The sequence below is a fragment of the Gammaproteobacteria bacterium genome (assembly GCA_035279405.1).
Lineage (GTDB): Bacteria > Pseudomonadota > Gammaproteobacteria > Natronospirales > REEB76 > REEB76.
Genome location: DATEHU010000026.1, coordinates 37,094 through 49,272 on the forward strand (window position 1 = coordinate 37,094; position 12,179 = coordinate 49,272).

Sequence of the window (12,179 nt, forward strand, 5' to 3'; positions counted from 1 at the left end):
TCAGGCTGGCGTCAGCCGGTGTCGAGAGTCTTGATAAGACTGGATTCCGGCTCGGGCGAAATCCGGCCTGTCCCGAGCTTGTCGAAGGGCCGGAATGCCGAAGAGTGAACTAGTCGGCGCTTCCCGGGTTCCAATCCAATACGACTTTCCCGGATTGCCCTGTGCGCATCACGTCGAAGCCTTTCTGGAATTCGCCGATGGGGAAGTGGTGGGTGAGCACCGGGCTGATGTCGAGCCCGCTTTGCAGCATGCTCACCATCTTGTACCAGGTCTCGAACATTTCGCGGCCGTAGATGCCCTTGAGGATCAGGCCCTTGAAAATCACCTGATTCCAGTCAATCGCGACTTCCGCGGGCGGTAACCCCAGCAGCGCAACTTTGCCGCCGTGCACCATCACCGCCAGCATCTGGCGGAAGGCCTGCGGATTGCCGGACATCTCCAGGCCGACATCGAAGCCTTCAGTCATGCCCAGGGCATGCATCACGTCTTCGAGTTTTTCCTTCTGCACGTTCACTGCGCGGGTGGCGCCCATCTTGTGTGCGAGCCCCAGGCGGTAATCGTTCACGTCGGTGATCACCACGTAACGCGCGCCCACGTGTTTGGCGATGGCCGCCGCCATGCAGCCGATGGGGCCGGCACCGGTGATCAACACGTCCTCGCCCACGAGGTCGAAGGACAGCGCGGTGTGCACCGCGTTGCCGAGCGGATCGAGGAACGCGGCGATGTCGTCGGAAATGCTGTCCGGCAGCGGGAACGCGTTCATGGCGGGAATCACGAGGTACTCGGCGAAGCAGCCGGGGCGATTCACGCCCACGCCCACGGTGTTGCGGCACAGGTGCCGGCGGCCGGCACGGCAGTTGCGGCAGTGACCGCAGGTGATGTGGCCTTCACCGGAAATGCGCTCGCCGACCTTGAAGCCCTGCACTTCGCTGCCGATCTCGGCCACCGTGCCCACGAACTCGTGGCCTACGGTCATCGGTACGGGAATGGTTTTCTGCGCCCAGGCATCCCAGTTGTATATATGGATGTCCGTGCCGCAGATCGCGGTTTTCCTGATCTTCACGAGCAGGTCGTTGTGGCCGATTTTCGGCTTGGGCATGTCCTGCAGCCAGATGCCTTCCTTTGCTTTAGCTTTGACAAGTGCCTTCATATTCGCCAGCCCTCTGCCTACCCGTAGGAGTGATGATCTTGTGGGAGCGACGGTCTCCGTCGCGATTCCAAACTCATCGCGGTCGGTACGACCGCTCCCACAACATCGCCGCTCCCATATATTTAGTGAATAACACCTAATTTCTTGCCGACTTTCGCAAACGCGGCCATCGCCTTGTCGAGATGCGTCTTCTCATGTGCAGCCGACACCTGCACACGGATGCGCGCTTTGCCTTGCGGCACCACCGGGAATGAAAAGCCGATCACGTAGATGCCTTCCTTCAGCAGCTCATCGGCCATGGTCTTGGCGAGCTTGGCGTCGCCCAGCATCACCGGAATGATGGGGTGGTCGGCGCCCGCGAGCGTGAAGCCGAGCTTCTGCATGCCGGCGCGGAAATAGGTGCTGTTGTCGCGCAGTTTTTGGCGCAGCGCATCACCGTGTTCCAGCAGCTCGAGCACCTTGAGCGTGGTTGCGGCGATCACCGGCGCGAGCGTATTGGAAAAGAGGTAAGGCCGTGAACGCTGGCGCAGCCACTCGACGATTTCCTTGCGTCCGGAAGTATAACCGCCGGAGGCTCCACCCAGCGCCTTGCCGAGTGTGCCGGTGAGGATGTCCACGCGGCCCATGACATGGCGGAACTCGTGGCTGCCGCGTCCGTGTTCGCCCATGAAGCCCACGGCGTGGGAGTCATCCACCATCACCAGTGCGGCGTATTGGTCGGCCAGATCGCAGATGCCCTTGAGGTCGGCGATGATGCCGTCCATGGAAAACACGCCGTCGGTGGCGATGAGCTTGACGCGGCAATCCGCCGCTTCTTTGAGCCTGGCTTCGAGATCCTGCATGTCGTTGTTGTTGTACCGCAGGCGCCGGGCCTTGCACAGGCGCACGCCGTCAATGATGGAGGCGTGATTAAGCGCGTCGCTGATGACCGCGTCCTGCTCGTCCAGCAGGGTCTCGAACAGGCCGCCGTTAGCGTCGAAGCAGGAAGAATAAAGGATGGTGTCGTCGGTGCCGAGGAACTTCGAGAGCCGTGCTTCCAGTTCCTTGTGCACCGTCTGGGTGCCGCAGATGAAGCGCACCGAGGACAGGCCGAAGCCGTATTTGGGCAATGCTGCCTGCGCGGCTTTCACCAGCTCCGGATGATTGGCGAGACCGAGATAATTGTTGGCGCAGAAGTTGATGACTTCTTCACCGGTGCTGACCCTGATGGCCGCCTGCTGCGGCGTGCTGATGACGCGTTCGGATTTATAGAGGCCGGCTTCGTGCAGGCCGGCGATCTGTCGGCGCAACTGGGCGAGAAACGTGTCGTTCACGGAATCTCCAGGCCGGTGCGGGGGAAGGTGGCAATTATACCAGCCGCCCAAACCAGCAGTGTTAGACTCCGCCGCATGCGAAATGCAGGTGATGGCGAAGCGCACATGCGCCTCGACAAATGGCTGTGGTGTGCGCGTTTCTTCAAGACCCGCGCACTCGCGACGGCAGCGGTCGCCGGCGGCAAGGTGCACGTTGACGGGACGCGTGCCAAAGCCTCGCATGCAGTGCGCATCGGTGAACGGCTGGAGATCACGCGTGGCCCGGAGCGCTTTGAGATTGTGGTGTGCGGAGTGTCCCGCCGTCGCGGTCCGGCTGGCGAAGCCCAGCGCCTGTACGCGGAAACCGCGGCCAGCGTGGCGTTGCGCACGCGCCATGCGGAACTGCGCAAACTGGCAGCGCTCGCCAGCCCCGCGCCCGCCAAGCGCCCCGACAAGAAATCCCGCCGCCTGATTCACCGTTTCAAGCACGGAATCTAAACCTTGCGTGCGCCGGCCCGCGGTGCGGTTTTTCCACGACAAAGTACCGCAATCGGTTTGCAGCTGGCGCATGCTCGTGATACTGTCATACAGTGTCATACAGGAGCCTGGAATTATGTCCGTCAATCAGCGTTCGGTGCTGAGTTTGTCATTGCCGCCCGATATGGCGCGCGAATACCGCGCCTTGGCCAAGGCGCGCGGCGAGAGTGCGAGCGAGCTGTTTCGTGAGATGTATTCGGCTTGGCGCCGCGAGCGCCTGCACGGCGAACTGAAGATTTTGCAGGGCTATGGCGCAGCACGCGCGGCCGAATCCGGCATCGGAGAAAAAGACATCGAGCGCCTGGTGTTCGGCGGGCGCTGAGTGCGCGCCGTCTTTGACACCAACATCTATATCTCTGCGTTCATTACACCCGGTGGACGCGGCGAAACCGCGCTTTTGGCCGCGGTCGCAGGGCACTGCTATCTGGCAACTTCGATTCCAATACTGACCGAAACCGCGCGCAAGCTGGTGGACAAGTTTCACTGGGACGAAGAACACATGCAGATTGCGGTCCGCCACATTGCCAGTATTGCCGAGGTGGTAAAGCCGCGCCGCAAGCTCAAGCTGCTGGCCGATGATCCTGACAATCGCATCCTGGAATGCGCGCGCGCCGTAAAGGCGGATGTCATCGTCACCGGCGACCAGCATTTGCTGGCGCTTGCCAGGTTCGACAGTACGCGGATAATCCGGCTGGCGGAATTTCTGGAATTGCTGGCAGCCACACCGATCAAGAAATAGCCATGCCGCAATCCCAACCGCTTTCACCCAACGAAATCCGCGACCGCGCGCTGAAATTCGCGCACGAGTGGGCGGGCGAGCGGCGCGAGCGGGCTGAAGCCCAGACTTATTGGAACGAGTTCTTCAACGTCTTTGGCGTGAGCCGCCGGCGGGTTGCCAGTTTTGAGGAATTCGTCCGGCCTGTGAGGCAGCGCCTGGAAGCAAGCGATTTGTTCCGCAAGGGAGGTAAGCCCACCGGCACCGGGTTCATTGACCTGTTGTGGAAGGGTGTGCTGATCGCGGAGCACAAATCGCTGGACAAGGATCTGGATTCCGCCTATGTCCAAGCGCTCGATTACTTTGACGGCCTGGCGGAACGCGACCTGCCGCGCTACGTGATTGTCTCGGATTTTGCCCGTTTCCGCCTTTACGATCTCGAAGAAAAACAGCAAAACGAGTTCCCGCTCGCCGACCTGCACAAAAACATCGGCCTGTTCGGCTTCATCGCCGGTTACACCACCCAGCGCATCCAGGAACAGGACCCGGTCAACATCAAGGCCGCGGAGAAAATGGGCCGGCTGCACGACCAGCTCAAGGCCGGCGGCTATGTGGGACACGATCTGGAAGTGCTGCTGGTTCGGCTCCTGTTCTGCCTGTTTGCGGAAGACACCACCATCTTCGACCAGAAAGGCATGTTCCGCGACTGGCTCGAAACCTGCACCCGCGATGACGGCAGCGACCTGGGATCGCAACTTGAACTGCTGTTCCAGGTGCTGAACATGCCGGAGGATCGGCGCCAGAAGAATCTCGACGAACGTTTCGCGGCCTTCCCTTACGTGAACGGCAAGTTGTTCGAAGAACGGCTGAACGTGGCGGCCTTTACTTCCGGCATGCGCGCGGCGCTGCTGGACTGCTGTGCGCTGGACTGGGGTCGCATCAGCCCCGCCATCTTCGGCGCGCTGTTCCAGAGCGTCATGGACGACCAGGCGCGGCGTAATCTCGGCGCCCACTACACCAGCGAGAAAAACATCCTCAAGGTGGTGAAATCGCTGTTTCTGGACGAGCTGCGTGTGGAACTCGAGAAAGCCAGGAGCAACCGCAACCGCCTGTTCGAGCTGCACAAGAGAATCGCTGCGCTGCATTTCCTCGATCCCGCCTGCGGTTGCGGAAACTTCCTGGTCATCGCCTACCGCGAGCTGCGGCTGCTGGAACTGGGTATTCTGCGCGCCATGCTGCGTTTCGAGCGGGAAAGCGGCCAGCGCGTCATGGACGTGATCCCGCTCATCAATGTAAACGTGGATCAGTTCTATGGCATCGAGCTGGAGGAATTTCCGGCGCAGATCGCGCAGGTAGCGCTGTGGCTCATGGACCACCAGATGAACATGCGGGTGTCGGAGGAATTCGGCTTTTACTACCGGCGCCTGCCGCTCACCCACGCGGCCACCATTCGCTGCGCCAATGCGCTGCGGATTGACTGGAACGAGGTGATCTCGGCGGAGCGCGTAGATTACATTCTCGGCAATCCGCCGTTCGTGGGCGCGAAATACATGGAAGCCAGACAGCGTGCCGACATGGAAAGCGTGTGCGGCGATATTCCTTCCTACGGTTTGCTGGATTACGTGACTGCCTGGTACGTGAGGGCGGTGCAGTACCTGAAAGGGGATGCGCACACACAGGACTTGCTGATGGAACTGGGTGGCAAGGCGCCGATGGACAAAGTGAAAATTGCTTTCGTCTCCACCAATTCCATCACCCAGGGCGAGCAGGTGGCGGTGCTGTGGAGCTGGTTATTGGGTCAGGGGACAAAAATCTACTTTGCCCACCGCACTTTTCAGTGGATGAACGAAGCCCGCGGCATGGCGGCGGTGCATTGCGTCATCATCGGCTTTGCCCTGTTCGATACCGCGGACAAGCGGATTTTAGATTACCCTGACATCAAGGGCGATCCTCACGAAACCGCCGCGACAAATATCAATCCCTACTTGGTGGATGCGGTAGATGTGCTCATTGGCCGGCGAGATACACCTGTTTCCCAAGTTCCTGAAATCCGATTTGGTAATCAACCGATAGATGGTGGTGGATTTCTGTTTACCGAAGAGGAAATGAAAGCCTTTATCGAACGCGAGCCGAAAGCTAAGAAACTCATCCATCGTTACATGGGTAGCGATGAGCTTATCAATAATATCCCGCGCTACTGTCTGTGGCTAAAGGGCGTTTCTCCAGATCAGTTGCGTACCATGCCGCTTGTGATGGAACGCATCGAAGCAGTAAAGAAGTTCCGCCTCTCCAGTAAGCGACTCGCAACCCGTGAGTTGGCGGAATATCCCACACAGTTTGCCTTTGTGTCTCAGCCGGATAGCAACTATCTTGCTATACCCAGTGTTTCGTCTGAACGGAGACCCTATATCCCGATTGGGTTCTTTGGACCGGAAGTAATTGCAAGCAATCTGTGTCTGATTATTCCTGATGCCAAGAAATTTCATTTTGGTATTCTGTCCTCCGCCATGCATATGGCCTGGGTGAGGTATGTGGCGGGACGTTTGAAAAGCGACTATCGCTATTCCAATCAAATTGTTTACAGCAACTATCCCTGGCCGGAATTGGTCGCTTCCGCCCCCTCCGTTCGCGCTGAGCGTAGCCGGCCATCGGCCGGCGAAGTCGAAGTGCATGCGAAACGTCCTTCGACTTCGGCCACGGACGTGGCCTACGCTCAGGACGAACGATCTGCGAAATTACGCGCTGCCATCGAAACGGGCGCGCAAGGTGTGCTGGATGCACGGAAACAATTCCCCGACGCATCGCTCGCGGACCTCTACGATCCCGTGGCCATGCCGCCGGCTTTACGCCAGGCGCACGCAGCACTGGACCGTGCGGTGGATGCGCGTATGGCAAAAAGGATTTCAATTCCGACGCAGAGCGCGTGGCTTTTCTCTTTGACCTCTACCAGAAATACACCACACTCCTACCCGCCGCCGCAAAACCCAAGCGCCGTCATAACAGAAAGTAGGGTGCGGTTGCGCACCGTCACGGTTGGTGTAGAGCAATTTGCAGAAGCGGCTGGGACCCATGGCCCGCCAACCGCTGCCGACGGATGAGGTGTCGCAACAATCCATGCGCCACGAGCTTGCCATCGGGTATTCGAAGCAGTTCCCGCAAAGCTATCGGCTGCTGAAATATCAGGTCGGCGTCGCCATGGTGCGCCGGTTTTCCGGTTTAGAAGCCCCGAGTTTCTTTCTTGGCTTTTTTCTCGGCGCGCTTTTCCTTGAGGGTCTTGGCGGGTTTCTTCCTGGTCTCTTTTCTCTTGTCCAAGCCTTTGCTCATACGGTTCACTCCCATGCTCGAGGTGATTGGGTACGTCGGTTGCACGCAACCGGCGGTTTTGCCCTGGCTGGCTTGAGGTCGCAGTGAGTATAGGCAAAGACATGACGCACTTCCAAGGGGGTGTGCAAGACAATCCCCTGGGCATGCTTACGAGTGTTTGTTGCCGACTGCTAATATGGGCATTGCCATAATTCTGAAGATAGCCTTCATTTGCTGGAGCAAGGACCATGAAGCGGAGCAGTAAACGGCAGGCCCTCTCACCCTTATCAAAATCTGCGGACAAGGCGCTTACACGCGCCGCGCGGCGCGCGCGGGAAATTGCCAGGCAACATGGCACGCCGATCTACGTCAGCCGCAACGGGAAAGTGACCGCGCTGAAACCCTGAGCGCGGCTTGCACTCTTATGGCGCATCCCGTCACGCCACTGCTCGCGGTGGACCTCATCATTGAACTGGCTGACCGGCCCGAGCGGCCCATCGTGCTTATCGAGCGGCGCAATCCGCCGCACGGCTGGGCCTTGCCCGGCGGTTTCGTGGACGTGGGCGAAACGCTGGAGCGCGCTGCGGTCCGCGAAGCCGAGGAGGAAACCGGGCTCAAGGTCTGCTTGAAAGCCTTGCTTGGTTGCTATTCCGATCCGGCGCGCGACGTGCGCGGCCATACAGTGAGTGCGGTGTATGTGGCAGAGGCGCGAGGCGAGCCGCGGGCGGGGGACGACGCTGGCAGGGTGATGTTGGCCGATCCGCTCAAACTTCCCAAGCTGGCATTCGATCACGCACTGATTCTGTCGGACTATCGCCGCTATCGTGAAACCGGCATGCTGACACCGCTGCGGGTTTAGAACCTTGCAAAGCTTCAGTCGTTCGTCACCCCTGCGGAAGCAGGGGCCCAGGATTTGAATGACTGGATTCCGGCCTTCGCCGGAATGACGACAAGGTCAAAACAGGCGTTTGCGTATATACTGCGCCGCTCCAGCAGAATAACTTTTCCCCGGAACCGCATGTCCAGCACGACGCGCATCCTGGTCATCCTGGCGGCAGTGTGCTTCGCCGTGCTGTGGTTCGCCAATCTCCAGTACCGCGATCTGTTCCAGACCGACGAGGGCCGCTACGCGGAGATTCCGCGCGAGATGGTGACTACGGGTGACTGGGTAACGCCGCGTCTCGACGGCCTGCTGTATTTCGAGAAGCCGGTATTGCAGTACTGGACCACGGCGGTGGCCTATGAACTGTTCGGCCAGTCCAACTGGACCTCGCGCCTGTGGACTGCGCTCACCGGATTGCTGGGGATATTAATGACCGCGTGGGCGGGCTGGCGACTTTTCGACCGACGTACCGCCTGGTGCGCGGCGCTGTTGCTCGCGAGCAGCATGTACTACGTCATCATGGGGCACTTCAACACGCTCGACATGGGCGTCTCTTTCTTCATGTGTCTGAGCGTGTTCGCGTTCTTGTTCGCGATGCACAGCGCCGATGCAAATCAGATCAACGCACGCCGCGGCTGGATGTATCTGGCGTGGATCGCGGCCGCGCTCGGCATGTTGAGCAAGGGCCTGGAAGCCGTGGTATTGCCGGGCGCGACATTTATCATCTATACCCTCATTGCGCGAGACTGGAAACGCTGGAAGCAACTGCATGTTTACGGCGGCATCGCGCTGTTCATCGTGATTGCCGCACCCTGGTACGTGCTGGTGTCGCTGCGCAACCCGGGATTCGCGTTCCACTTCTTTATCTTCGAGCATTTCTACCGGTTCCTGACGCCGGAAGCGCACCGCCCGGGCGCATGGTGGTATTTTGTTCCGGTGCTGCTGTTCGGTCTTCTGCCGTGGTGGCCGCAGTTCGTGCGCGCCATCGTCGGCCTGTCGCAGCGCAAGGAAATCCAGACACAGCCGGGGCAATTCAACCACCGGTTGTTCCTGTGGACCTGGTGCGTGCTGGTGTTCCTCTTGTTTTCCGTTTCGAGCTCCAAGCTCGCGAGCTATATTCTGCCGATATTCCCGGCGCTGGCTCTGCTCGTGGGTTACGAGCTGGCGCAGCGGCGTCGTGGCGATCTGCTGTTGAGTGCGCTGCTCGGCATGGCAGTGGCGGTCGCCACTCTGTGGCTCGCACCGGGGCTGTTGCGCGAAGGCAGTGCTGTCTCGCTGCCCATGTACCGGGAGTTCTTGCCCTGGCTGGTCGGCGGCTGTGCGCTGCTGCTGATTGTGGCGATTGCAGCTTTTATCAACGCGTATTTCCGTCAGTCGAGTGCGGCTACGCTGTTGCTCGCGGTCGGGTTGTTTATCGGCACCCAAATCGTCACCAGCGGCGCGCAGGCGTTTTCGCCGGTTTATTCCGGTCGTTCGCTGGCAGCGCAGATTGCGCCGTACAACAAGCCGGAGGTACCGTTCTACAGCCTCAACGATTACCAGCAGTCGCTGCCGTTTTATCTCAAGCGCACCCTCACGCTGGTTGCCTACCAGGGCGAACTGTATTACGGCATCCAACGGGCACCGCAGCAGTGGATTCCGGACTTGGATACCTTTATAAGTCGTTGGCAGAGTGACCCGCAGGCACTGGCGGTGATGCCGGTGGCCACTTATGCTGTGCTGCAGAACAAAGGCGTACCCATGCAAATCATCGGACGGGATCCGGAGCGCGTGGCGGTGAAGAAACCATGAACCTTATCAGTTTCCTGTTGGTGATTACCGGCGTGCTGTTGAACGCCGCCGCGCAACTGCTGCTCAAGGCGGGCGTGCAGCACATGGGTGTGATCAAGCTGCAGCTTGCCACCATCATGGCGGCCGGCTGGAAACTCGCCTTCGAGCCGCACATTCTCGGCGGCCTGGCCTGCTACGTGGTGAGCGTGGTGGTGTGGATCCTGGCCCTGTCGCGCGTGCCGGTGAGCATCGCCTATCCCATGTTGTCGCTGGGCTACGTCGTGACCGCAGTTGCCGCCTGGCTGCTGCTGGGCGAAGCGCTCTCCGCGGTGCGCATCACCGGCATCGCGGTGATCATCGTGGGCGTGTATCTGGTGGCCAAAGGCTGAAATGCGCCATGCCTGAATATTTGCCGTTTACCCGCCCGAGCATTGACGAAGAAACCATCGAGAGCGTGGCCGAGGTGCTGCGTTCCGGCTGGATTACCACCGGACCGAAGGTGGCCGAGTTCGAAAAGAGCCTGGCCGAGTATCTGGGCGGCGGGCGGCAGGTACGCAGTTTCCTGCACGCTACCGGCGCGCTCGAAGAGGCGTTGGTGATCGCGGGCGTGAAGCCCGGCGACGAGGTGATCGTGCCGGCGATGACCTTTGCCGCGTCCGCCAACGTGGCACTGCGTCTCGGCGCGAAACCGGTGCTCGTGGACGTGGACCTCAAGACCCGCGCGTTGAATATGGATCAGGCCGCCGCCGCTGTTACTTCAAAAACCCGCGCCATCATGCCGGTGCACCTGAACGGCCTGGCCGCGGACCTCGACGCGGTGTACGCGCTTGCCAAAAAACACGGACTGCGCGTGGTGGAAGACGCGGCCCAGGCCATCGGTACGGCATATAAAGGACGCAAGATCGGCTCCTTCGGCGATCTCGTGGTGTTCAGCTTCCACGCCAACAAGAATCTCACCACCATCGAAGGCGGAGCGGTGTCGCTGGCCGATGCCGGGGAAATCCGGCAACTCGAAATCCTGCGTTTCCATGGCATCACCAAGCACAGTGACGGCACCATGGACGTGACCCGGCCCGCGAGCAAGCACAATATGACCGATGTGGCGGCGGCGGTTGGATTGGGTCAGTTGAAGCATCTGGATGAATTCAACAAAAAGCGCCGGGAACTGGCCTACCGCTATTTTGACCTGCTGGGCGACGAGAAACTGGGCGTGGTGCCGGCGCGCGGCGATCAGGGCCACAGTTGGCACATGTTCACGCTGTTGCCGCGTTACAATCGCGTCTGCCCGGACCGCAAGACCTTGCGTGAGCGCATGCACGCGCGCGGCATCGGCCTGGGCATCCACTATCAGGCGCTCAATCAGTTCAGCTTGTACCGGAACATGGGATACCGCGAAGGCCAGTTCCCCAATGCCGAGCGTATCGGCCTGGAAACCGTGACCTTGCCACTGTTTCCGGCCATGGCGTTTGCCGACGTGGAACGCGTGCGCGCAGCGCTGGCCACCTGCCTCGAGATGGGTTGACACGGATCAAGCATGGCAAACAAATTGCAAGGCATTCCGCAGGTATCGGTGGTGATTCCCGTGTATAACGAGGAAGAATCGCTGCCGACGCTGTTCGCGCGCCTGTATCCGGCCATGGATGCGCTTGGGCGTCGCTATGAATGCGTGTTCGTGGACGACGGCAGTCATGACCGCTCGGCCGCGCTGTTGCGTGCGCAGTTCGCCCAGCGCCCGGACGTGACGCGCGTGGTGCTGTTGCAGAGCAACTTCGGGCAGCACGCCGCGATCCTCGCCGGATTCAGCGCCACGCGCGGCGAGCGCGTGATTACTCTGGATGCCGACTTGCAGAACCCGCCCGAGGAAATCGGCAATCTGCTTGCCAAGATGGATGAAGGCTACGATTACATCGGCACCATCCGTCGCAAGCGCCGGGATGCCGCATGGCGCAAGCTGGCTTCGCACATGATGAACCGGCTGCGCGAACGCATCACGCGTGTGCGCATGACTGACCAGGGCTGCATGCTGCGCGCCTACAGCCGCGAGGTGATTGACGCCATCAACAATACCAGCGAGCTCAACACCTTCATTCCCGCACTCGCCTACCTGTACGCCACCAAGCCGGTGGAGATCGAGGTCGAGCACAACGAGCGTCAGGCCGGGCGTTCCAAATATTCGCTGTACAAGCTCATCCGCCTGAACTTCGATCTGGTCACCGGTTTTTCGGTGATGCCGCTGCAGATCTTCTCCATCACGGGTTTCATCATCACGATTCTGGCCGGCATTCTGGTCGTTTACATGGTGGTAGATCGCCTCGTCGAGGGCCCGCAGGTGCAGGGCGTGTTCACGCTGTTCGCCATCGCCTTCTTCCTGATCGGGATTGCGCTCTTTGGTATCGGCTTGCTCGGCGAGTACGTGGGGCGCATTTACCAGGAAGTCCAGCGTCGGCCACGCTATCTGGTGCGCGCGATTTTGGAAAAGAAGAATCAAGATGATTGATGTGTCTTCCGGCGTACCCGGCAAAACGGACA

12 protein-coding genes are annotated in these 12,179 nt (G+C 60.1%); 10 read left to right on the top strand and 2 right to left on the bottom strand.

What is annotated here, in order from left to right; all coding sequences use genetic code 11:
- Positions 1-109: 109 nt before the first annotated feature.
- Entirely contained in the window at positions 110-1,150 is a 1,041-nt protein-coding gene (gene tdh / locus VJR90_03680) for an L-threonine 3-dehydrogenase (protein ID HKV96577.1), read from the bottom strand.
- A gap of 122 nt (positions 1,151-1,272) precedes the next feature.
- On the bottom strand, positions 1,273-2,463 hold the full coding sequence (locus VJR90_03685; protein HKV96578.1) for a glycine C-acetyltransferase: 1,191 nt from the start codon (positions 2,461-2,463) through the stop codon (positions 1,273-1,275).
- Positions 2,464-2,568: 105 nt separating this feature from the next.
- On the opposite strand from VJR90_03685, the gene VJR90_03690 reads away from it, so the two are divergent.
- From VJR90_03690 to VJR90_03735, 10 genes are all read left to right on the top strand, one after another.
- Entirely contained in the window at positions 2,569-2,940 is a 372-nt protein-coding gene (locus VJR90_03690) for a S4 domain-containing protein (protein ID HKV96579.1), read from the top strand.
- Positions 2,941-3,055: 115 nt separating this feature from the next.
- Positions 3,056-3,301 carry a ribbon-helix-helix protein, CopG family gene (locus VJR90_03695; GenBank protein HKV96580.1) on the top strand — a complete coding sequence of 82 codons (246 nt, stop codon included), beginning with the start codon at positions 3,056-3,058 and terminating at the stop codon, positions 3,299-3,301.
- The gene (locus VJR90_03700) at positions 3,302-3,718 is read left to right on the top strand and encodes a putative toxin-antitoxin system toxin component, PIN family (protein ID HKV96581.1); all 417 of its coding nucleotides are present in this window, start codon (positions 3,302-3,304) and stop codon (positions 3,716-3,718) included. It begins immediately after the preceding gene.
- A 2-nt stretch (positions 3,719-3,720) separates the two neighbouring features.
- On the top strand, positions 3,721-6,792 hold the full coding sequence (locus tag VJR90_03705) for a DNA methyltransferase (protein ID HKV96582.1): 3,072 nt from the start codon (positions 3,721-3,723) through the stop codon (positions 6,790-6,792).
- Entirely contained in the window at positions 6,764-7,105 is a 342-nt protein-coding gene (locus VJR90_03710) for a hypothetical protein (protein HKV96583.1), read from the top strand. The genes VJR90_03705 and VJR90_03710 overlap by 29 nt, the downstream gene beginning before the upstream one ends.
- Positions 7,106-7,421: 316 nt before the next feature.
- Complete coding sequence (locus VJR90_03715) at positions 7,422-7,856, top strand: NUDIX hydrolase (GenBank protein HKV96584.1); 435 nt, start codon at positions 7,422-7,424, stop codon at positions 7,854-7,856.
- 159 nt (positions 7,857-8,015) lie between these two features.
- A complete protein-coding gene (locus VJR90_03720) occupies positions 8,016-9,671 on the top strand; it encodes a glycosyltransferase family 39 protein (GenBank protein HKV96585.1) in 1,656 nt (551 codons plus the stop codon).
- Complete coding sequence (locus VJR90_03725) at positions 9,668-10,039, top strand: 4-amino-4-deoxy-L-arabinose transferase (GenBank protein HKV96586.1); 372 nt, start codon at positions 9,668-9,670, stop codon at positions 10,037-10,039. The genes VJR90_03720 and VJR90_03725 overlap by 4 nt, the downstream gene beginning before the upstream one ends.
- A gap of 8 nt (positions 10,040-10,047) precedes the next feature.
- The gene (locus VJR90_03730; GenBank protein ID HKV96587.1) at positions 10,048-11,172 is read left to right on the top strand and encodes a DegT/DnrJ/EryC1/StrS aminotransferase family protein; all 1,125 of its coding nucleotides are present in this window, start codon (positions 10,048-10,050) and stop codon (positions 11,170-11,172) included.
- 12 nt (positions 11,173-11,184) lie between these two features.
- Positions 11,185-12,147, top strand: a complete 963-nt coding sequence (locus tag VJR90_03735; GenBank protein ID HKV96588.1) for a glycosyltransferase — start codon at positions 11,185-11,187, stop codon at positions 12,145-12,147.
- Positions 12,148-12,179 lie beyond the last annotated feature (32 nt).

Coding starts and splice junctions, on each gene's coding strand:
- tdh (HKV96577.1), bottom strand. CDS start 1,150: ATGAAGGCACTTGTCAAAGCTAAAGCAAAGGAAGGCATCTGGCTGCAG.
- VJR90_03690 (HKV96579.1), top strand. CDS start 2,569: ATGCGCCTCGACAAATGGCTGTGGTGTGCGCGTTTCTTCAAGACCCGC.
- VJR90_03695 (HKV96580.1), top strand. CDS start 3,056: ATGTCCGTCAATCAGCGTTCGGTGCTGAGTTTGTCATTGCCGCCCGAT.
- VJR90_03705 (HKV96582.1), top strand. CDS start 3,721: ATGCCGCAATCCCAACCGCTTTCACCCAACGAAATCCGCGACCGCGCG.
- VJR90_03710 (HKV96583.1), top strand. CDS start 6,764: ATGGCCCGCCAACCGCTGCCGACGGATGAGGTGTCGCAACAATCCATG.
- VJR90_03715 (HKV96584.1), top strand. CDS start 7,422: ATGGCGCATCCCGTCACGCCACTGCTCGCGGTGGACCTCATCATTGAA.
- VJR90_03720 (HKV96585.1), top strand. CDS start 8,016: ATGTCCAGCACGACGCGCATCCTGGTCATCCTGGCGGCAGTGTGCTTC.
- VJR90_03725 (HKV96586.1), top strand. CDS start 9,668: ATGAACCTTATCAGTTTCCTGTTGGTGATTACCGGCGTGCTGTTGAAC.
- VJR90_03730 (HKV96587.1), top strand. CDS start 10,048: ATGCCTGAATATTTGCCGTTTACCCGCCCGAGCATTGACGAAGAAACC.
- VJR90_03735 (HKV96588.1), top strand. CDS start 11,185: ATGGCAAACAAATTGCAAGGCATTCCGCAGGTATCGGTGGTGATTCCC.